The sequence below is a fragment of the Treponema sp. genome (assembly GCF_051883275.1).
Classification (GTDB): domain Bacteria; phylum Spirochaetota; class Spirochaetia; order Treponematales; family Treponemataceae; genus Treponema_D.
This window is the reverse complement of record NZ_JBJETK010000013.1, coordinates 53,960-74,816: the sequence shown is the minus strand read 5'-3', so window position 1 is coordinate 74,816 and position 20,857 is coordinate 53,960. Positions and strand designations below refer to the sequence as shown.

Here is a 20,857-nt window from a genome sequence, read left to right as displayed (position 1 = left end):
TTTAAAGGTTCTTTTCATTATAATGAATAAAACAGCCTCTTTCAAGGTTACACCAGGAAAGTTATAAAAACACCGGTCTGCAAAAGCTTTCCGCTGTCATCTGCGAAAGTCAAAAGAGCAAACAAATCAGATTGAAGAAACTTATTTTTTTATATAAAATCATTTTTTATGAATATGGAAGCTTTTATTTTGGGCTGCGGAGGAATGATGCCGCTGCCGTACCGTCACCTTACATCTGTTTTACTGCGCAGGGACGGGGATTTGTTTTTATTTGACGGCGGAGAAGGAACTCAGGTTTCGCTCAGGCGGCTGAACTTGAAATGGAAAAAAATCAATGCAATTTTTGTTTCCCATACACATGCCGACCACGTTACAGGTCTTCCAGGAATTCTTATGCTTTCATCACAGGTTGACAGGAGCGAGCCTCTGTATATCTTCGGACCGCCAAAAATTTCTGAGTACATAGAAACAAGCAGGAAAGTTCTTGACATGTATATAAACTATCCGATTGTCGTAAAGGAAATAACAGAGCCGGGCGTTATATACGAGGGCGACGGTTTTTACATACGCGCATTTCCGCTGGAGCACACAAAGACTTGCGTGGGCTATACACTGGAGGAGCTTGACCGGCCGGGTGAATTCAATCCGGAGGAAGCCCAGCGCTTAAAAATTCCGCGCGGTCCATTATGGGGCAAGCTTCAGCACGGCGAAAGCGTTCTAAATGAAGACGGAGAAGAGATAAAGCCGGAGCAGGTTGTGGGCAAATGCAGGAGCGGCAGGAAATTCAGTTTTGTGACTGATACAATGTATCTTCCTTCAATCGCAAGGGAAGTGAAGGGAAGCGATCTTCTTATCTGCGAGGGGATGTTCGAGGACAGCTGCGCAGACCAGGCAAAGGAAAAAAAGCACATGACTTCACGACAGGCCGCAACGATTGCCCGTGATGCACAGGCGCTCAGGATGGGGCTTATACATTATAGTCCGCGCTACAACGACAAGGAGCTTTCTATCCTTTTAGAGCAGGCGCGCCAGGTTTACCCGGAAACGTTCCTTACAAGAGACAGGCTTAGAATCGAGATTCCCTATGTCGAATAATGTCGAGCTGATTTCATTCTGCAAAAGCTACGGTTCAACCGAGGCTTGCATGAACATTGATTTTTTCGCAGAGGAAAATTCCATAACAGGAATTCTAGGACCAAACGGCGCCGGGAAAACTTCCATACTGAAGGCAATCTGCGGACTGCACTATCCGACGTCCGGGGCAGTAAAAGTCTGCGGTGCAGAGGATTCCGCGATGCTGAGAAAATTCACTGCCTTTGTGCCGGAATTCCCTGAGCTTGATTCACGTCTTACCGTCAGAGAAACCCTCTGGCTGGAAGCTGAGCTTTCAGGGCAAAAAAAGGAGAGCGCATTTCAGTCGGTGGAAAAAGCAGTTTCAATATGCGGACTGGAAGATTTTGAAAAGAGCAAAGTGCACGCGCTTTCAAAAGGCTACAGGCAGCGCACAAGTCTGGCAAAGGCAATATGCAGAAATCCAAAGGTTCTCGTGCTTGATGAATTTTCCGCGGGGCTTGATCCTGCACAGACAGCTTCGTTCAGGGAAAAACTCACAGAACTTTCCCGCTCAATGACAATAATTCTTTCAACACACCGCATAGATGAAGCTTCGCTGCTCTGCTCAAAACTTTACATCATCAGCAGAGGAGAAGTCGCCGCCTCAGGAAACCGGGACTCCGTCATAAAAAAATTCGGCTGCAGAAATCTGGAGGAAGCCTTTATCTGCGCCACGGAAACAAAAAAATGAAAGCTATTTTGAAAAGATATTTTTTTAACTTTGCAGTTCATCCTCTTACATATATTTTGACCGCCGCGTTTGGAATTTTTCTGTCGCTGAAATTTTTTATAGGGCAGCAGTTTTTTCTTGGAGCGGGAACAACAGACCTGCACAGATTTTTTTCGGCTTTTCCACCGGCGTGCATTCTTTTTATTCCCGGGCTTGTTTCAATTTCTTCTTCCGTAAACAGGAACTTTGCGCTTGAGCCGGTTTTACAGCCGCTGCCGGAATTCATTTCAGTTTTTTCGGTGTGCTGTATGAACGCTTTGTTTTCCGCCGTCATTCCGATATGCGTTTCGTTTTTCGGCGACATTGAAGCAAGCCAGCTGCTTGTGGGCTTTGCAGGAATTCTGTTCTACCTTGCAGCCGCGGTTTCATTTACGGTTTTTATTTTCCGCACGCTGAAAAATACAGGAGCGGCGTTTATAGTTTCGGCGTTTTTGCTTGCCTGTGTAAATTCAGCTCATATAATTCCGCTCTATATGAACATACCGGATGCGGCCGGAAAAGCGGTGCGCTTTATTTCCTTTGCATGGAGATTCGATCCTTTTTCCAAGGGAATTTTCAGCGTTACGGGTTTTCTTTTTCTTGTGTCATGCAGCGTTCTTTTTTATGCGCTTTCGTATTTTGTCCAGGAAGACAGAATGGGAAACTGCTCGCCGTATCTCAGGAAAACCAAGCGCGCTTTCGCCGTGACATTTATTCTTTTTATCGCTGTAAACGAAAGCCTCAATCTTGGCATAGACTTCACGCCGACAAAAACATTCAGCGTAAGCAGATACAGCAGGCAGGTTCTGAGCAGAATTGAAGATCCGCTTTCCATTTCCTACTACCTCAGCCCGCGCCTAAAAAATCTGTATCCCCAGGTCAGGGACATAACAGAATTTCTTGAATCCTATGCAGGGCAATCGCGCAGAGTTTCCCTTGAAATAATAAACCCCTCAAAAAAGGAAGCGGAACGGCTTTCAGAGGCAGGAATACGCGGCTACCCGATGAAGATTTCATCCGCAGAAAATGAAACAAGCACGCTTTTTGTATATTCCGCAATAAAAATCGACTACCTTGGAAAAAGCGAAGTGATTCCATTCGCGCTGAATTTATCCAGACTGGAATTCGACCTGACAAGAAAAATAGAATCACTCACCGAGGAAAAAAGCAATCCCGTTCAGCTTCTCTGCGCTTCGTTTCCAAATCCGGGCTACAGTCTTGCCGCACAGTATCTTGAGGCTGAAGGATTTTCCGTGATTCACTCTGTACTTCCGTCTGAAAAGGGCATAAAGCCTGGAATGTCGTTCAACGAGCTTCCTGATGTTCCGCTGGTTGTATTCGGAAGCGACACCTTCACAAGGGAAGACTGCTCGGCGCTTGAAAGATTTATTCTTGACGGCGGAAAAGTTTTTGCGGCATCCCAGCCATTTTCAGTAGACTTTGAAGACAACTGGATGATAAAGCAAAATGAATCGAACAGGCTTTTTGAGCGGCTTATGTTTACATTCGGTATATATTTCAAGCAGACCCTTACATGCGACATTTCAAGCCTCCGCATCACAATGTCAAGCACGCAGGACACAGATGGAATGCAAAAGCCGCTTCAGACTGAATACGTAAACTATCCGCTGTGGATTCTTCTGCGCCCGCAGAAAAACGCCGGCTCCGGGCTTTCCATGTTCTGGCCGTGCGCCTTTGACATTGACAGCGACATCGCAGAGATAGAGGACATGAAAACAGAGCCTCTTCTTTTCACCAGCGCCAGGGCATGGCAGACAGACAGAAACCAGGAATTCATAACGAATCCTTTTGCCGTTCCAAAATCCGCGGAATCAGAAGATGAATATTCATCTTTTACACTGTGCGCCGCTTCCGCTAAAAAAAACAGCAAGGCACCGTCGCTTATACTTTTTGCAGACCAGTACACTTTTTCTGACTCGCTTCTTGCATACAATTCAAGTTCTCTCCTTGACGCAGATTCACGCAGTCTTGATTTTTTATGCAGCGGAATTTTCTCACTCACAGATCAGACAGAGCTTCTTGAGCTGAAGAAAAAAACAGGCTGCGGCACATCAATCTACAAAATCGACCGCGAAAATTTCAGGCAGGCAGCCATAAAAACACTTGCCGCATCATGCGGAATTCCTGCCGCCATAATCCTAATGTTAGGTTTTGTTTTCTCCGCATGGAGAAGGAGGTTCAATAGATGAAGCAGCTTTCACAAAAAAAAGCTCTTTTAATTTTTTATGGTTTCGATCTTATACTTCTGCTTGCTCTGCTTGTTTTTATTCCGCTCACAAAAAAAAATTCGCCTGAAGTTTCAAGGCTGAAATTCATTGACAGCGCAAAAGAAATTTCCTCTGTTGAAATTTTCAATGCCGTGGACAAAAGCCTGATTGTCATCGCAAAAAAAGGCAGAGCATGGATCGGAACAGATGACGCTTCCAACATGACAATAAACTGGCCCTGCGACACACAGACAATGGAGCGTCTGCTTTCAGAGGCTGAAAAGGAGCACACTCTTTTCAAAAAAGCCGACCGCGTATCATCATGGGAAAAGCTTGGCGTGGATGAAAAAAATTCCTGCCGCCTGACTTTTTTCAAGGGCAATCATGAAAAAGAATGCGATCTTTTTTTTGGAGCGGAAGATTCCATCACAGAAAGAATATCGCTTAGAACAGCCAACGACCAGACTGTCTGGGAAACAAAAACGGGGCTTTCAGCTTTTGTATTCAAGGATTCATCATTTTGGGCGGATCCATATATAGCGCCCGTTTGTGCAAGCGGAGCGGAAAGCAGCTCCAGTTTAAGAAGAGGCCCGCTCGTGTATCTTTCGCCGTCCTCCAGCATCAAGCCAGAAAAAGTGATCACAAGAATATTTCCAAACGAAACAAAGGCTGTCTATTCAATTTACAGCCGGGAAAATTCATACATCGTGATTCCTCTTTTTTTTCCGCAGGGGGAAGATGCAGAAGCGGTGAAATCCATAAACTACAGATATTCCATAAGCCAGTGGACATATAACAAGTTCCTGGAGGAAAGCAATGAATGAAAAAAAATCAGCTTTAGCAGTCTTTGAAAATTTCGCGGATGAATACCTGAATTTTGAGCAGACACCAGCCAAAAATATTTTCTGGCTGGATACAATGGAATTTCTGTGCAAAAGACTTTCCGAGCCACAGAAGTGCTGCCCGAGCTTTCACGTGGCAGGAAGCAAGGGAAAAGGCTCCATTTCAAAAATGATTGCCTGCATTCTTGAAGAGGCTGGATTTTCCACAGGGCTTTATTCCTCGCCGCATATCCTGAATTTTTCAGAGCGCATAGGCACGGCATCCGGAATATTTCCCGAAGCTGTCTATGAAAAATCTGTCAGGCAGCTCATGGAAAGCATATCATCCATAAAAACCCAGGATCTTCCGGGCGGCAGACCAGTCACGTGGTTTGAGCTTGCAACGCTCCTTGGAATGTTGTGCTTTAAAAATGCTGAAACAGACTATGCAGTCTACGAAGTGGGAATAGGAGGAAGGCTTGATGCCACAAATGTCATCACACCGATATGCAGCTGCATAGGCCAGATAGAACTTGAGCACACTGAATTCCTCGGGAACACCGAAGAACTTATCGCGGCAGAGAAGGCAGGAATAATAAAGCAGGGTGTACCCGTTGTCGCCCTCGGACAGAAGGATTCTGTAAAATCTGTACTCAGAAAAAAAGCGGAAGAAAAAAATGCGCCGATCTACTTCACTAATGAAACCTGTAAAATATCTGAAGTTGTATACAAAAATACACAGTGCACCTCAAACACTTCTTATGATGTAAACTTTTTTAGACAGAATAAAGTGGAAATGTCCTTTTCAATCAGTTCCTGCTTATTCAAAAGAGAGCTTTCAGTTTCACTTTCAATGCTCGGCGCGTTTCAGGCACAAAATGCGGCGGTTGCAGCCCTTGCTGTAAAAACAGCGATTCCAGAAATAGAGGAAAGCATAATTGAACAGGGGCTTGCAAAAGCATCGCTTCCGGGAAGATTTGAATGTGCGCAGCTTGAAGGCACTCCGTTCACGGGAATTCCACAGCTTATACTTGACGGAGCGCATACTGTAAAAAGCATAGGGTGCACACTGGACACATTTTCAAGGCTTTTCCCCAGCCATAGCACAGACACCCAGCTTCTTTTTGCGTGCGCCGCAGACAAAAATGTGGAACAGATTGCATCCCTTTTCAAGGGAAAATTCAGGCAGGTTATACTGACAGTGCCGGGAAGCACAAAAAAATCTGATTTTCCGCGCCTGAAAGCAGCGTTTGACACAGCCGGAGTTGACTACATTCCAATTCCAGACTACACAAAGGCAATTTCGTATATACTAGCCAGGGCTTCAGAAAACCGCGAGGAAATTCTAGTAACCGGCTCATTTTACCTTGTTGCAGAAGTGAAAAAATATCTCATGGCGCAAAGGACAATGACGGGAAACAGCCCCATAGCATAGCCGCTGAAAAACGGCCTCAGGAATCTATAAAGACACGAGGAACCCTTTTTGAAATTCCGCATGTTATCTCATAGGAGATAGTGCCTGTAAGACGTGCGATGTCATCAGCAGTCTGAAGCGCGCCGTCCGAGCTGTCTCCGAACAAGACAGCCTTGTCCCATCTCTTTACTGAGCAGGAATTTCCAAGGTCTATCATGCACTGGTCCATGCAGATCCGGCCGCAGATAGGATAGTTTTTTCCGCCCACAGCGATTTTTACACCGCACTGCGAAAATCTTCTGAACCAGCCGTCTGCATACCCAACAGGAATGACCCCGATATTGGTATCAGAAGAAGACTTCCATGTGCACCCATAGCCTACAAATTTACCGCTGGCAAACGGGCGAACAGCTGACACTGCGCTTTCCACAGTCATAACAGGCCGAAGCTCCAGAGGTTTTCCAGCCGAAGCCAGATACTCGCGCGAAACTTCATCCGCATAGTAGCCGTACACAATAATCCCAGGGCGAACCATTCCAAGATGCATCTGGGGACAGTCAAGCGTGGCCGCAGAATTCGCACAGTGGCAGATTCCCGGATTTATCCCGGCAGACTTTATGCTGTCAATCGCCTGTAAAAAATTCCTGAACTGAAGCGCAGTATATTCTTTTCCCGCAGCTGAAACGCAGTCGCTCATTGCAAAATGCGTGGCAGTTCCTTCAAGCGAAAGCACACCGCTGTTTTGTATCTCGGAAGCAATTTCTCCAGCCTCAGACGGAAGACAGCCGATTCTTCCCATGCCGGTATCCACCGCAAGATGAACCGCAAAATTCCGCTTTCCCTGTTTTCTGCATGAATCAGAAAAAAGCCCTATATATTCACTGTCAAACACAAGCGGAGTAATTTCCGCAGAAACAGCATCATCAACTTCATCAGGAGAGCAGAGGCTCAGCATCAGAACATGAGCTTTTATCCCTGCATTCCTAAGCTCAATTCCTTCCGCGCATGTCGCAACTGAAAGAAAATCAGCGCCAGCCTCAAGAGCAGCCCTTGCACACTGGACAGCACCATGACCGTATGCATCCGCCTTCACAGCAACGCACATTTTTGTTTCAGGCTGAATAAAAGTCCGTATCTGCCTGATATTTTCCTTTAGATTGTCCAAATGAATCAAAGCCCTTGTAACGCGCATAGAAAAAAAGTTTAGCAAAATGAAAAGTTTTGTCAAGCGAACGCAAGGGGTGGAAAACATCGGAAAAAAATGATATTTTCTTGGAATGACAGTTTTCTTTGATCTGGACAGAACTCTCATGGACTTTGAAACGGCCGAAAACCGCGGCATACAGGCAGTGTTTGAAAAATACAGAAACGAAATTTCCATGGATTTCGATGAATTCAAAATTCAGTGGAAAAAATGGGCGCAGTATTTTTTTGATGAATATTCGGCCGGAAAACTGACCTTTGACGGGCAGAGAAAAAGCCGCATAGCAAAAATATTCGAGCTCAACGGTTCACCTGTAAAATCCGGGGAAGAGCTTGACAGAAGATTCACTCTCTACTGGACAACCTACGAAGCGGAATATTCACTTTTCAGCGATGCACTTCCAGCGCTTGAAAAACTTTCCAGCCTGAAAATCCGCATGGGCATAATAACAAACGGAGACTCAGAAAACCAGCGCTCAAAACTGAAAAGGGCAGGCATCACTGAATTTTTCAGCCCAATCGTGATTTCCTCGGAAGCAGGAGCAAGCAAGCCCGACCCTACGATTTTTCAAAAGGCAATGGAGCTTTCAGAAACGCCCAGGGACAAAACATGGTATGTAGGCGACAGCACGGAGCATGACATAGTTCCAGCCAGAAAACTCGGAATAAACTGCTTTTACCTGAACAGGAAACGCCAAGCTCCGCTCCGCATCGAAAGTGAAAAACCGTTTTATGCCGAAATAAAGGATTTTTATGAAATGACAGGAATTATTGAACAGAAGCATGCCCAGAACGAGACTTGAACTCGTACATCCTTGCGGACTCTAGTACCTGAAACTAGCGTGTCTACCAATTCCACCACCTGGGCAATTTCAATATAGTATATTTAAATATCCGTTCTTTGTCAAGGGAACATCTTGAATACAGCTGAAATCAGTTTAAAAAAAACGGAAACTAATCAAACAAAGCTTCCCATGTATCTGACTTCATGGCTTTAAAACACATCTCAATTTGCTCCCTGTTGTTTTTTTCTTCTGCAAGCTCCGGAAGCTCATCGATTCCAAAATAATCAAAGCCCGTTGTTTCAATATTGGCTGCAAATTCACCGCCGGTCACTTCACATTGCATGAATATCTTGCACACCTTATATGTATATACAGGCAGATTATGTTTTTCTCTGTCCTGAACCGCAATAACGCGCTTTACTAAAACATCAAGACCCGCTTCCTCTTTTACTTCCTTTATTGTATTTTCCGCAACTGAAATATCGACATCGCACCAGCCGCCCGGCAATGACCACGTTCCATTAGCTTCATGGACTAACAGTATTTTTTCATTATTAAAAATTGCCGCTCTTGTATCAATTTTAGGAGTTTGATATCCGGTTTCATTGCAGAATAGTTTTCTTACTTTATCAATAGATATTTCTGTTTTAAAGCTAAGTATTTCAGCTGAAATCTCTCGAATTCTTTTATAACGCTCTAAATCAAATTTATCCTTTCCATAAAACAAACCGGCTTGAGCAATAGCTTGTAATTCCACTGCCCATTGCAGCCATTGTTCGTTCTTATCCATAAGCTATCCTTTGTCAGTTTTTGCAGCGTATAAAAAGAACCGCGAATATCACAATCAAAGCTATAATGCTTGCAAAAAAGAGCCAGGCGGGAACATCGTCGGAAAAAAGAGAAGCGGGCTGATGATTTTTAAAAGCCTTCTTTATTTTTTTTCTTGAACTGGCGGAAAGCCTTTTTTTTCTGCCCTGGGAGGAAGGCTCTCCGTAAATTTCATCCTTGCTCATCGCATAGTGGCAGGCAGGACAGCCCTTGATGAAATTTCTTACAGTTCCTATGTGGCCGCAGTTAGGGCATCTGACCGCCGCAAAAAACCGTCCGCATTTCGGACAGAATTTCGCGTCAGGAACAACCTCGGAGCCGCAGCCTTCGCAAAAATACTTCGCCTTCTTTGCATCAGCCATTATTCAGTACCCAGATTATCAACGGTGTAGTCATAAATCTGCCAAATTCCATCCCTCTGGCGCACATAGTAAGTATACCGCTTGCGCTCCATGAAATTGTCATTTTTAAACCACTCAAGAACCTTCACAGATCCTTCAGTCTGCGAATAAGAAGTTGTTTCAATTTTGAATTTTGCAGGAATAGCCACAATATCATAGTCAATGCGCTGAAGCATAAGCTCCGCCTTGAACGAACGCAGCATATCAGCGCGCTCATCCGCCCCGGCAAGATTGTATTTTCTTCCGCGTGAAGGGTCGCGCTTGAGCATTTCCTCAAGATCTATATACAGGAAAAACTGATCCCACAGGCTTTTCTGCCGCGCAACAATAGTCTGCTCAACAACACGATCAGGCCCGATGTCCTCCGGCTGAAGAACGACAGCACTGTTCGCCTCAACAGGCAGGGCAGTAGAGGACGCAGCAGACGGGCTCGGGCGAATCTCAAGGCTGAGACGGTTTGAAGTCAGGCTGACAGATTTGTTCCTGTACAGTTCAGGATAAAATTTCAGTTCTACGTAATAAATCGAAGGATCCTTTATCTCAAGGTAATCCTTCAGGTTTTCACGGAATGAATACTCCTCGCCAGGCTCAAGTGAAATTTCGCGGAAATACACGGTCTGGTTGGTCGTGCGCTTTCTCACAAGGCTCTGGGTTGAAGCGAGCTGTCTTTTTTTTACATTGAATCCGATGAAGTCAACAGAAAACATCTTGTCGTCGGCAATCTTAAATCTGAGTGTCGAATTTCCGCGGTTTGAAACTGTTATATAAACATAAACCGGATTTTCCTCGGGGCTGCCCGGATAATAAATCGTCCTGTCATAGAATTTTATTGAAACGTCCGCGCCGCTGTCTTCAGCTTTGTCCGTCCCGGCAACCTGCGCAAAGGAAAGAACACAGGAAAATGATATAACCGCAAGCAAAAAGCGTTTTATGTTCACAAAAATACTCCCGGGGAAAACCTTTTTTTTGTCCAGGGCTTTGCAATTCCCCTAAAATAAAGCTAAAATAAGAAGATTATCTTATCTATTTATTATATCATCGGACAATTATGAAAAATACATTATCAACAAAAATTCAAAATCCGCTGATTGCCAGAATGAATTCATGCAAGGAATTCCATGCGGCGGCGGTGCAGTGCGCAGATTCGGAGCAGGGTAGTTTTCCGCTTCAGGTTTCAGGACTAAAAGGCAGCCTTCCGGCATTTTTCATCAGGCAGATAGCTGAAAGGCACCTGCAAAACAGAATACACCAGGCACAGTACGAAAACAAAAACCAGCAGTTTCAGAAGGACACGGTTATTGTTGTTCCCACACAGAAAGAGGCGGACGAATGTGAGTCTGACCTCGCCACAGTTTTTGAGGACGAAGCCGGCATCTTTAAATTTCCCTGGTGGGGAACTATTCCTTACAGGCCAAGCGCAAAAGGCTCCGCTGTTTTCGGCGAAAGGGCAGGACTTCTTGCAAAGCTCGCTGTCAGAAATCCGGTTTCAGAAAAGCCCCGGATTTTTATAATTCCGCAGAGAGCGTTCCTTACACCTGTGCCACCCGCCGCCTATACAAGGAGCCAGATTACAGTCCTAAGAAAGGGCCAGGAATTTGACCCCGAAAAACTCGCAGAAAAGCTTGCATCCCAGGGATATCTAAGGGTGCCAAAAATAGGAATGAAGGGCGAATTTGTACTCCGCGGTGAAGTCCTTGAAATTTTCATGAGCGGAGAAAGCTCGGCGCACAGAATTGTCTTTGACTTTGACACAATCAGCCAGATAAAGCTGTTTGACACTGAAACACAGGCATCCAGGGAAAGCATAGACAGGCTTGTAATCTATCCGCAGAAAGAAGTTGTCTGGAATGAAGCCCTCATAGAAAAACTTACCTCGGAATGGGAAAAAGAAGACCAGGGTGGAATCAAAAACAGCTTTGCTGAATATGACATGGCAAAACGCCAGATAACTAACAACCGTTCATTTGAAAAACAGCAAAAATCTGTTGAAAATTCAGAAAATAACGACCGGTCAGAAGCCGAACCGACAGATACAGCAGACGAAAATCCAACTAACAAACAGTCATCAGTTGCACAAGCGGTGCATCTTTCACTCACAGAAAACGCAAAAAAAGAACAGGAACGTATAATTTCAGAGCTTGCAGAATTCGGGACAACCGAGGGAGAAGAGCTTTTCTATCCCGTGCTGTTTGACAAGCTTTATTCTGTTCTGGACTATATAACAGAAGACACTGACGTTTTCTGCCTTGACTGGGACAGGCTTGTAAACGCAAAAAAAATGCTGGAAAACGAATGTAATGCCGCATACAGGCTGGCAAGACAGAATCTTCCGGTGTTTCAGCCAGATACAGTCCAGCTGGATTTTTTCACTCTGGCCTCATCGTGCAGAAGGCTCACTGCATTCAGAACACTTGACACTCTGAGCAATTCCGAGGAAGGATCACAGGACAGTCCGGTTTCATTCTGTACCTCTGTGGAACTTCAGAGCGAGCCGGGGCAAAGCTACTTTGGAAACATCGCCTATCTCAAGGAGCAGCTTGAAGCCTTCAGCAGGGAAAACTACAGCATTTTTGTGTACGCAGACAACGCAAATCAAGCCGCAAGAATACAGGAAGTCATAAAGGAATTCTGCGCTCCCGGCGGAGTTACAATTTTTCCGAATGCGCTTACCTCAGGCTTTATGATTTCCAGCGAAAAGCTTCTTGTAATCCAGGAAAACGAAATATTCGGGCGCAAGAAAAACATTCCGAAATCAGCAAGGAAAGCAAAATCCCGCGCAATCGACACATTTGTAGAGCTTACGCCCGGCGACTATGTTGTGCACGTAAACTACGGAATAGGTCTGTTCAAGGGCATAGAGCGTGTACGCACAATGGGAATGGAGCGCGACTATATAAAGCTGGAGTACGCTGACGAGGAAATCGCATTCATTCCGATAGAGCAGGTCAACATGGTTCAGCGTTATATCGGCAGCGAAAACGAACATCCGCGGCTCGACAGAATCGGCTCAAAAAGCTGGTCTGAAAGAAAATCAAAAGTCCAGAAAAAAGTGGAGGAAATCGCAGAAAAACTCATCGACTTGTATTCCAAGCGAAAGGCATCCCGCGGTTTTCCGTTTCCAAAGGATACAGAATGGAATGCGGCGTTCGAGGCGGCTTTTCCATACGAGGACACAGCAGATCAGTTTTCTGCCACCAGGGAAATCAAGGAAGATATGGAAAAACCTGTCCCCATGGATCGCCTGGTCTGCGGTGATGTGGGCTACGGAAAAACTGAAATAGCAATGCGGGCGGCATTCAAGGCTGTAATGGGCGGAAAACAGGTGGCATTCCTTGCGCCGACTACAATTCTCGCAGAGCAGCACTTTGAAAACTGCACAGAGCGCTTCAGAAATTTTCCGGTGACAATCGCCCAGCTTTCGCGCTTTATTCCGCCGTCAGAGCAGAAAAAGACACTGGCAAAGCTTCAAAACGGAGAAATCGACATTCTTATCGGAACCCACAGAATTCTCCAGAAAGATGTAGTGTTCAAGGATCTGGGGCTGATGATAATTGACGAAGAGCAGAGATTCGGAGTGAAGGACAAGGAAAAACTGAAGACTCTGAAAACGAACATCGACTGCCTTGCAATGAGCGCAACGCCAATTCCGAGGACACTCCACATGAGCCTGCTGAAAATCAGGGATATGTCGCTTCTCACGACACCGCCGCAGAACAGACAGCCGATTGAAACAGTCATCGAAGAATACAACGACGAAAAAATCGCCGCGGCAGTCAGAAATGAAGTCCAGCGGGGAGGGCAGGTATTCTTTCTTCACAACCGCGTTGAAACGCTGGACGAAACACGGCTCAGGCTTGAGCGGCTTCTTCCGGAAATGCTGGTCGAAACAGCGCACGGAAAAATGACCAGCGAAGAGCTTGACGACATCTTCAGGCGGTTTAAGATGGGAGGATTTCATATTCTTGTTGCCACGACAATAATTGAAAACGGAATCGATATTCCAAACGTGAACACAATCATAATAGACAGAGCCGACATGTACGGAGTTAGCCAGCTTTACCAGCTCAGGGGGCGAGTGGGCCGCAGCGACAGAAAGGCATACGCATATCTTTTTTATCCCAGGGACAAGGCTTTAAGCGAAGTTGCAATGAAGAGGCTTCAGGTTATAAGCGATTTTACAGAGCTTGGCTCAGGATTCAAGATTGCAATGAAGGACATGGAAATCCGCGGAGCCGGAAATCTTCTGGGAAAAGACCAGAGCGGTGAAATTTACGCTGTCGGTTTCGAAATGTACCTGAACCTGCTGAATTCAGCAATAGAGCGGCTTTCCAACAGCGACTGGCATTCCCCGGACGAAGTTCTGCTTGAGCTTGAATACACAGGCTTCATTCCTGATTCCTATATAAAGGACGCGCAGACAAAAATGGAGCTGTACAAGAAAATCGCTTCCGTGCAGACACAGGATTCCCTGGACGCAGTATGGGAAGAGCTTTTTGACAGATTCGGGCCTGTTCCTGATGAAGTAGTCAGCCTGCTAAGCCTCGCTAAAATCCGCATAATCTGCAACAGGCTTTCAGTCAGTTCCCTGAAGGAAAAGCAAGGCATTGTCCAGATAGAATTCAGCAGAGTTTCAAAGATAAACATAGACAAAGTAATAGGATTGATACAATCAAGCTCCGGAAGAGTAAAGCTTGACCCGGCAAGGCCAAACCAGATTATTCTTCAGACCGGAACCATTGACTTGAAAAGCAAAAGCGAATTTATAAAGGAAAAGCTTGAGCAGCTGATATGATTTGAACTTTGAAAAAGGAAAGTCCAGAAGGATAACGGACGGAAAAAGAAAAGGAACTGGAGATTTTAGTAGACAGAATACGCATTATAGTCAGTAAACTATACACAAAAAACACTGATATCCATCAAACTTTCCTGTATGTGGGAATCAGAATTCAGCTCTTTTGTTTATCAAATCAATATTCACCCTGGCAATCTGCGAATAAAGCTCCATATAAGAAACAGGCTTTGTTCCGCTGGACTTTGGAGCGGATTTTACAAAATTCCGGTTGTTTCTTCTCCACATATCCTCATCTTCAACAGTCCATCCGCCGACTTCATTTTTTGCAAGAGTATGCAGCTTTTCTATCCGGGAAACCTCATACCACTTTTTTTCATAAAAAGACTCCATCGCCTGACGCAAAGCCTTGTCGCTCACAGGAAGAACAGCAGTCAAGTTTTCTTTCTTAAAATCAAATTCCGCCAGTGGATTTTTTTCAGCGAATTCACGGAACTGCCGGGAAGCCGCAAAGGCAGCCGGATCATTGAAAAAGCTGTATCTGTACACACCTCCCCAAAGCCCCTGGCTCAATGATTCCCTCTTACGCAGATTGGTCACAGGAAAAACAAACGCTTCCGTTATCTGAAGCCCTGAAGGCAGAACACTGTTCATTTTTGATACAAATTCCGAGGACGAAATTTCAGTGTAAAGCAGACAGGATGCGGACTCTTCATGGGAAGGAATTCCCAGCGTCATCGCAGTGGCAAATTCCAGCCTCGGAAGCGGATTAAAGCCCGACGTAAACACAAAATCAAGCCCCGAGCGGAAAACAGCCTTATGAAAAATTTCAACCTGTGACAAATATGCTATGAATTCGCCGCCGTTTTTCCTTGAAAAATTAAAAATAACCCTGTAAAGAACCGGAATATTGCACTCAGGAAACTGAACCCTGTCAATAACTGTATTATTTTTTAGACATGTTAAAGCTGATTCTATTTTATCTTTATCAAAAACTTCAGTATTTTCCTTTTTGTTGCAGACACCGCATTTATGGGTGCAGTTCGGGGTACACTTTTCAGTCAGCTCATGTGCAATGGATTTTTTCCATTCCTTTTCATAGAACCCGGACGAAGGCCCAAGACTCACTGATTTCCATGGAAGCTCCCCTTCATCCCAATTTCTAAAAATCCATTTCTCAACATCAAAATCCGCTTCTGCAAAGGCTTCCTTCCACAGAGAAAAACCCTTCTGCAGATAATCATCCCAGGCATCAAAACGGACACCTTTTTTATAGGCATTGAGAATAACACTTCCAGCCCTAAAATCGCCGCGGCTCAAAAGGCCTTCTAGAACTGTGGCATTGTAATTATGCCGGGACATCTTGAATTTTCCGCGCGGAAGGTTCCTGAAAATATACTCGATTTTTTCTTCGGCTGTTTTGGGGTCTATCTGCTTTACACGCTCATAAGGAGTATGCGGCTTTGGAATAAAAACTCCGACATTTACATTACACTGTATTTTCACCCTTGACTGGAGATCCAGCATAAAATCTACAATCGCTTTTTCTTCGCTGCCTTCAGCACCAGCAGGCAAAGTCCGCTGTGAAAAATAATCTCCGAGCGGAAGTCCCACCATGAAATAGAATTTTGCGCTTGACCATCCACGGCTTTTTGCCTCCCTGATGATTTCCTCAAGATGGCTTGCATAAACCTCCTTGTTGAGGCTCAGCTGCCACATTTCATCCGGAGTTTCAACCGCAAATGTAAGACCGCTCCTTCGGACTTTTGAAAGCTTTTCAAGAATATCAAGGGAAAAAGCATTGACCTTGAGCGACGGAAGCTGAAAGGAAACATTCAGCCCCTTGTAGCGCTCGTTAAGCTCGTCAAGCAGCCCTGAAACATCGGGGAAATCTGCGCTGCTCAGCGAATTCAGGCTTATTTCCCTGTATCCTGCGTCAAATACAAGATGATCTATTTCTTCTATTATCAGATTCCTGTTTTTTACCCTCATGGGGCGGTAGTAAATTCCTGCATGGCAGAATCGGCATCCGTTCGGGCAGCCGCGCATTATCTCAACAACCCCATGATCCTGGACAGGCTTGCAGGACGGAAGCGGAAACCACGACGGAACAGAGCGCACAAGACCAAAATCAGCCTGCACTGCCCTTCTGGCGGTTTTATTTTCAAGGTGCTTTCTTTTTGTCCATATAAAAGGCTTGGACTCCATCAGCTCAATCAGCTCTTTTCTGGATGCGCCCTCCTTCTTCCGCAGGGAAAGCTCTTCAACCAGAGAAAAAAGCGCAGGCTCGGCTTCACCAATAAAAACCGCGTCAAAAAAATCACTGAACGGCGCCGGATTTGTAACACCGCAGCCGCCAGCTATAACAATCGGCTCGAATTCACTGCGCTCACAGGCAAGCAGATGAATTTTCCCCAAGTCAAGCATAGCCAGAACTTCAGTGATTCCAAGCTCATACCCGATCGAAAAGCCTATCATATCTGCCTTAAAAAGAGGAATTCCAGTTTCAAGCGTATACAAAGGAACGTCATTTTCACGCAGAAGCTTTTCAAAGTCAACATCAGGCGCAAAAACACGCTCGCACCTTACATTGCCAAGCTGATTCAATCCGTTGTAGATAATCTTCACGGCAAGGTTCGACATTGCGATTTCATACAAATCAGGAAAAGCCACAGCAAAATTAAAAAGCCCGTCAGAATCACTGTGCGGCTTGACAGTAGCTTTGAATTCTCCGCCAATATATCTGGAGGGAGACTGCACGCCATTTAAGCTTGTGCCGAAAACCTTGAGCGGCTCTACAAGAAAAGAATTTTTCATAGGGCAGTCTTGAAGTCCAGGCGGCGGCTGCTGATGCTCATCAAAAGTCCTATTGCAAGCATATTAGTCAAAAGCGCAGAACCTCCGTAAGAAAGGAACGGCAAAGGAATTCCTGTTATAGGCATTATTCCCATAACCATTCCGACATTTACGATAAAGTGAAAAAAGAACATTCCAAGAATTCCGGAGGCGATATAGCAGCTGTAGGAATTATTTGTCTGCCGTATTATATAAGTTATCCTGAGAAGCACCGTAAAAAAAACAAGGAACAAAACAATTCCCCCCAGAAAGCCCATTTCCTCTGAAAAAATACTGAAAATAAAGTCAGTGCTCTGCTGCGGAAGAAAGCGGAGATGGCTCTGCGACCCCTGCATAAAGCCCCTTCCCAAAAGCTGTCCGGCGCCGATGGCTGTCTTTGACTGAATTATATTCCACCCTGCCCCCTTTGGATCGCTGTTCGGATCTATAAACACAATAAGGCGGGCAATCTGATACGACTTTAGAACCTTGCCGCATCCCCATGAGCCTACAAGAGCTGCTGAAAGTATTCCGAAAAAATATGTAATCCAGTAATAGTATTTTTTTCTGAAGAACATATTCCCAAGAATTCCAATTATGCATATTCCCATGGAAGCAAAAAGCACCAGAAGCCAAAGCTTTGTATTTGAAAGAATATGAATTATAGGCACGCTTTTCCGAAGTATTTCAGTTTCCCAGATCGGAAGAACGGCAAAAACGACGGTCAACAATCCAGTCAGAAAAACAATCATAAGATAGCGGACAGGAACATCGGCCATAAAGCACATAAAAAGAAAAATGGGAACAAAAACACTGGCAGTTCCAAGGTCAGGCTGAAGAAGTATAAGCCCCATTGGAACCATCATTATGTATATTGCAAATGCAAAACGCTTTATCGGCTTTTCCGCATAGGACTTGTCAAGATAGCGAGCAAGATAAAGCACAAAGGAAATCTTCATGAGCTCAGAAGGCTGAATTCCCAAATCTCCGATTCCAATCCAGCTTCTAGCTCCGTTTACATACCTTCCGAAAAGTTTTGTGTAGACAAGAACTACAGACATAAAAACAAAAAAATGCCAGGAATACCGCTCAAGCCGCCTGTAGTCAAGAAGAGCCATGACAATCATAACGGCTAAACCGATGGCAAACCAGACAATCTGCTTTATGTATTCATTTGAAACAAGAATTCCGTTTGAATTAATTCCGGAGGAATATATAAACGCAATTCCCACTGATATCAAAAAAAGAACGCACAGAAGGAGAATATAATCAATTGAGCTAAAAAAACGTACTTTCATTCCCGCCTTCCTCCAGAAGCACCCTGCCTGTTCAGCAGATAGCGGAATTTCAGGGCATCCACAGACTCCTCAAAAGTCTGATTGTTGAAAATTCCCTGGATAATTATATTTGTGGCATAAGGCGCCCACCATTCCCATGTATTTACAGCCTCAACAAGAACAGCCACTACAACCTGATCCTCCGGCGGCGCATCGAACGGAGCATAGGCAACCATCCAAGAATGCCAGTGGTTTTTCCCCACTCCGTTGACCTCCGCTGTTCCGGTTTTTCCGGCAATCTGAACAGAAGTATTATGCATCGGATAAACAGCAGTTCCATCTGAAATAGTATACCGCAAATTCCGCTGTATCTCTTTCCAGACTTCAGGCGCAACCGTGGATTCATGCATGACTTCCGGCTGAATTTCCTGTATTGAATTGTTCAGAGAATCCCTGACTTCCTTGAGCAGATGCGGACGGTAAATTTTTCCGCTGTTGCAGACCATCGCCATCATATTCGCCACATGAAGAGGCGTTGCAAGCGTATAGCCCTGCCCGATTGACATATTCATTGTATCGCCGCCGAGCCATTTTTCATGGTAGCGTCTTTCCTTCCACTGCGGAGTCGGCACAAAACCGACACTCTGCGCCGGAAGATCAATTCCAAGGCTCTGGCCGAATCCGAATTCCTTTGAATAACTGGCGATTCTTTCAACTCCAAGGTATTCAGTTCCTATGACCCAGAAATAAACATCGCAGCTCTGGGCGAGCGCATTTTTCAAGTCAAGCCATCCGTGTCCGGGAACACCGATGTGGCAGCGGAAAACTCTATCACCATACGTAATCCGTCCGGGACATTCTATTTTCTTTTCAGACGGAAAAACTTTTTCAGAAAGAACCGCGGTGCTCATGATAATCTTAAAGGTAGATGCAGGCGGATATTCAGCATTCACAACCCTGTTGAGCATTGGCTTGTTTTTATCTGCGGCGAGCTGCGTATACTGGGATGAAGCATCGCCCCGTGAAAAAATATTCGCATCAAAATACGGATAGGAAACCATCGCAAGAATTTCCCCAGATGCAGGCTTGAGAACAACAGCAGCCCCGATTCGCTCGCCGAGTGCCTTTTCCGCCAGAGTCTGAATTTCGCTGTCAATGGTAAGCACCAGATTTTTTCCGCTCACAGGGGGAACTACAACCGGAGCTTCGTTCAAAATGCGCCCGTGGACATCAACTGTGCGGCTTATGCTTCCTTCCTTTCCCTGAAGAAGGCTGTCGTACTGCCGCTCAATTCCTGTTTTTCCCACAATCGAATTTGAAGTATAACCTTTGTTATACATAAGCTTCAGCTCTTCATTTGTAATATCGCCCACATAGCCCAAAACGTGGCTCATGGAACCGGTTTCAGCGTAATAGCGGACCGGCTTGTTTCTCCATGAAACCCCCGGCAGATCTGTGATATTTTCCGCGATATCAGAAATCACTTCAAAAGGAACATTTGTTTTTATTTCAATAGGCGAAAAGCTTTTTCTAAGCTCCGGCGGAATTTTAGTGTCAATGACAGACTTTGAAATTCCAAGAAAACCTGCAAGCTTTGTTGCGACAGTATCAAAATAGTTCTGTGAAATTTCCCCGGGAATCAGGTCGACGGCAAAAGAATCAGTGTTGATAACCATGGGAAGATTTGCCTTTCTGTCAAAAATTTCACCGCGCTGGGCCGCAATCGTTGTCACAGTCCTTGAAATCCTCACCGAGCGGTTCTGATACTGCGCCCCCTCAAGAATCTGGAGGCTGAAAAGCTTGAGCGCATAAAGGGCAAAAATAATAAAAATCAACCCCCTCAAAAAGGAAATCTTGTAATTTCTTCTAAGGGAACTGCCTTTCTCTTCAGAATTCTCAAGACCCATGCCCAAATTATTTCTTCCGCTCATTGAAAAATAGTCTCCGGCTTCATCACAACACTGTTTTTAAACAGCCTCAAAAATGCAAAAATGAACGGACACAAAAAACTGTTCAGCAAAATCTCAAACAAAAAATTAAACGAAAATATCTTATAGGAAACAACAGCCATCGGGAAAAAAATGGAAATCAGCTGAATCAAAACAACCTTCAAAATTGTAACACAGGCTCCAAGAAAAAACGGAACAAAAAATCCCTCTGTGTTCAGAGATTTGTTGAAAATGCCGCCCACATAACCGAGCAGCGAGCGAAGCAGACAGTTAAGCCCAAGCGGACACAGGCTCAGAAAATCAAGCAGAAGACCTGAAACAAAGCCCGTTGACTCGCCGATTATCTTTCCGTTGCTTATCGAAAAAAACAGAACACAAATCAGCGACAAATCCGGCAAAGCAGGAAGAAATACAATATTGGAAAGAACAGCAGCTTCAAAAACTGAAACAAAAAACAAAATAACGGATGCAGAAAAAAAGGAACGAATCATTTTTTCTCCAAGAA

At 44.9% G+C, this 20,857-nt stretch carries 15 protein-coding genes and 1 tRNA gene; 7 read left to right on the top strand and 9 right to left on the bottom strand.

Annotation, left to right across the window (positions count from 1 at the left end):
* Positions 1–168 precede the first annotated feature (168 nt).
* Genes ACI4L0_RS01435 through ACI4L0_RS01415 form a run of 5 tightly spaced genes read left to right on the top strand, consistent with a single transcriptional unit; the run spans position 169 to position 6,306 of the window.
* On the top strand, positions 169–1,095 hold the full coding sequence (locus tag ACI4L0_RS01435) for a ribonuclease Z (RefSeq protein WP_439798391.1): 927 nt from the start codon (positions 169–171) through the stop codon (positions 1,093–1,095).
* Complete coding sequence (locus tag ACI4L0_RS01430) at positions 1,085–1,804, top strand: ABC transporter ATP-binding protein (RefSeq protein WP_439798390.1); 720 nt, start codon at positions 1,085–1,087, stop codon at positions 1,802–1,804. The genes ACI4L0_RS01435 and ACI4L0_RS01430 overlap by 11 nt, the downstream gene beginning before the upstream one ends.
* A complete protein-coding gene (locus ACI4L0_RS01425; protein WP_439798389.1) occupies positions 1,801–4,032 on the top strand; it encodes a Gldg family protein in 2,232 nt (743 codons plus the stop codon). The genes ACI4L0_RS01430 and ACI4L0_RS01425 overlap by 4 nt, the downstream gene beginning before the upstream one ends.
* Complete coding sequence (locus tag ACI4L0_RS01420) at positions 4,029–4,874, top strand: hypothetical protein (protein WP_439798388.1); 846 nt, start codon at positions 4,029–4,031, stop codon at positions 4,872–4,874. Before ACI4L0_RS01425 ends, ACI4L0_RS01420 begins: the two co-directional genes overlap by 4 nt.
* Positions 4,867–6,306 (top strand): bifunctional folylpolyglutamate synthase/dihydrofolate synthase, encoded by a 1,440-nt coding sequence (locus tag ACI4L0_RS01415; RefSeq protein ID WP_439798387.1) that lies wholly within the window; start codon positions 4,867–4,869, stop codon positions 6,304–6,306. The genes ACI4L0_RS01420 and ACI4L0_RS01415 overlap by 8 nt, the downstream gene beginning before the upstream one ends.
* Positions 6,307–6,322: 16 nt before the next feature.
* On the opposite strand, the gene alr is transcribed toward ACI4L0_RS01415, so the two are convergent.
* Entirely contained in the window at positions 6,323–7,477 is a 1,155-nt protein-coding gene (gene alr / locus ACI4L0_RS01410) for an alanine racemase (RefSeq protein WP_439798386.1), read from the bottom strand.
* An 85-nt stretch (positions 7,478–7,562) separates the two neighbouring features.
* Between alr and ACI4L0_RS01405 the strand changes: the two genes are divergently transcribed.
* Positions 7,563–8,291, top strand: a complete 729-nt coding sequence (locus ACI4L0_RS01405; RefSeq protein ID WP_439798385.1) for an HAD family hydrolase — start codon at positions 7,563–7,565, stop codon at positions 8,289–8,291.
* Here the strand turns inward: ACI4L0_RS01405 and ACI4L0_RS01400 are convergent.
* The 4 genes from ACI4L0_RS01400 to ACI4L0_RS01385 form a co-directional block, all read right to left on the bottom strand.
* Positions 8,273–8,356: transfer RNA gene (locus ACI4L0_RS01400), tRNA-Leu, on the bottom strand. The two genes, ACI4L0_RS01405 and ACI4L0_RS01400, sit on opposite strands and share 19 nt — an antisense overlap.
* A gap of 86 nt (positions 8,357–8,442) precedes the next feature.
* The gene (locus ACI4L0_RS01395; protein ID WP_439798384.1) at positions 8,443–9,063 is read right to left on the bottom strand and encodes an NUDIX hydrolase N-terminal domain-containing protein; all 621 of its coding nucleotides are present in this window, start codon (positions 9,061–9,063) and stop codon (positions 8,443–8,445) included.
* A gap of 13 nt (positions 9,064–9,076) precedes the next feature.
* Positions 9,077–9,463 carry a zinc ribbon domain-containing protein gene (locus tag ACI4L0_RS01390; RefSeq protein ID WP_439798383.1) on the bottom strand — a complete coding sequence of 129 codons (387 nt, stop codon included), beginning with the start codon at positions 9,461–9,463 and terminating at the stop codon, positions 9,077–9,079.
* Positions 9,463–10,440, bottom strand: coding sequence for a hypothetical protein (locus ACI4L0_RS01385; RefSeq protein ID WP_439798382.1), 978 nt, complete (start codon positions 10,438–10,440; stop codon positions 9,463–9,465). Before ACI4L0_RS01385 ends, ACI4L0_RS01390 begins: the two co-directional genes overlap by 1 nt.
* A gap of 110 nt (positions 10,441–10,550) precedes the next feature.
* On the opposite strand from ACI4L0_RS01385, the gene mfd reads away from it, so the two are divergent.
* Entirely contained in the window at positions 10,551–14,294 is a 3,744-nt protein-coding gene (gene mfd / locus ACI4L0_RS01380; protein WP_439798380.1) for a transcription-repair coupling factor, read from the top strand.
* 147 nt (positions 14,295–14,441) lie between these two features.
* On the opposite strand, the gene ACI4L0_RS01375 is transcribed toward mfd, so the two are convergent.
* From ACI4L0_RS01375 to mreD, 4 genes are read right to left on the bottom strand one after another with little or no spacing between them, the layout of a single operon-like run.
* Positions 14,442–17,108, bottom strand: coding sequence for a TIGR03960 family B12-binding radical SAM protein (locus tag ACI4L0_RS01375; RefSeq protein WP_439798379.1), 2,667 nt, complete (start codon positions 17,106–17,108; stop codon positions 14,442–14,444).
* Positions 17,105–18,424 carry a rod shape-determining protein RodA gene (rodA, locus tag ACI4L0_RS01370; RefSeq protein ID WP_439798378.1) on the bottom strand — a complete coding sequence of 440 codons (1,320 nt, stop codon included), beginning with the start codon at positions 18,422–18,424 and terminating at the stop codon, positions 17,105–17,107. The genes ACI4L0_RS01375 and rodA overlap by 4 nt, the downstream gene beginning before the upstream one ends.
* The gene (gene mrdA / locus ACI4L0_RS01365) at positions 18,421–20,334 is read right to left on the bottom strand and encodes a penicillin-binding protein 2 (protein WP_439798377.1); all 1,914 of its coding nucleotides are present in this window, start codon (positions 20,332–20,334) and stop codon (positions 18,421–18,423) included. Before mrdA ends, rodA begins: the two co-directional genes overlap by 4 nt.
* Complete coding sequence (mreD, locus tag ACI4L0_RS01360; RefSeq protein WP_439798376.1) at positions 20,331–20,843, bottom strand: rod shape-determining protein MreD; 513 nt, start codon at positions 20,841–20,843, stop codon at positions 20,331–20,333. The genes mrdA and mreD overlap by 4 nt, the downstream gene beginning before the upstream one ends.
* Positions 20,844–20,857: the final 14 nt, after the last annotated feature.

Bases quoted from the DNA above. Each gene is read 5' to 3' on its own strand.
- ACI4L0_RS01435 (WP_439798391.1), top strand. From the start codon at position 169: ATGAATATGGAAGCTTTTATTTTGGGCTGCGGAGGAATGATGCCGCTG.
- ACI4L0_RS01430 (WP_439798390.1), top strand. From the start codon at position 1,085: ATGTCGAATAATGTCGAGCTGATTTCATTCTGCAAAAGCTACGGTTCA.
- ACI4L0_RS01425 (WP_439798389.1), top strand. From the start codon at position 1,801: ATGAAAGCTATTTTGAAAAGATATTTTTTTAACTTTGCAGTTCATCCT.
- ACI4L0_RS01420 (WP_439798388.1), top strand. From the start codon at position 4,029: ATGAAGCAGCTTTCACAAAAAAAAGCTCTTTTAATTTTTTATGGTTTC.
- ACI4L0_RS01415 (WP_439798387.1), top strand. From the start codon at position 4,867: ATGAATGAAAAAAAATCAGCTTTAGCAGTCTTTGAAAATTTCGCGGAT.
- alr (WP_439798386.1), bottom strand. From the start codon at position 7,477: ATGCGCGTTACAAGGGCTTTGATTCATTTGGACAATCTAAAGGAAAAT.
- ACI4L0_RS01405 (WP_439798385.1), top strand. From the start codon at position 7,563: ATGACAGTTTTCTTTGATCTGGACAGAACTCTCATGGACTTTGAAACG.
- ACI4L0_RS01395 (WP_439798384.1), bottom strand. From the start codon at position 9,063: ATGGATAAGAACGAACAATGGCTGCAATGGGCAGTGGAATTACAAGCT.
- ACI4L0_RS01390 (WP_439798383.1), bottom strand. From the start codon at position 9,463: ATGGCTGATGCAAAGAAGGCGAAGTATTTTTGCGAAGGCTGCGGCTCC.
- mfd (WP_439798380.1), top strand. From the start codon at position 10,551: ATGAAAAATACATTATCAACAAAAATTCAAAATCCGCTGATTGCCAGA.
- ACI4L0_RS01375 (WP_439798379.1), bottom strand. From the start codon at position 17,108: ATGAAAAATTCTTTTCTTGTAGAGCCGCTCAAGGTTTTCGGCACAAGC.
- rodA (WP_439798378.1), bottom strand. From the start codon at position 18,424: ATGAAAGTACGTTTTTTTAGCTCAATTGATTATATTCTCCTTCTGTGC.
- mrdA (WP_439798377.1), bottom strand. From the start codon at position 20,334: ATGAGCGGAAGAAATAATTTGGGCATGGGTCTTGAGAATTCTGAAGAG.
- mreD (WP_439798376.1), bottom strand. From the start codon at position 20,843: ATGATTCGTTCCTTTTTTTCTGCATCCGTTATTTTGTTTTTTGTTTCA.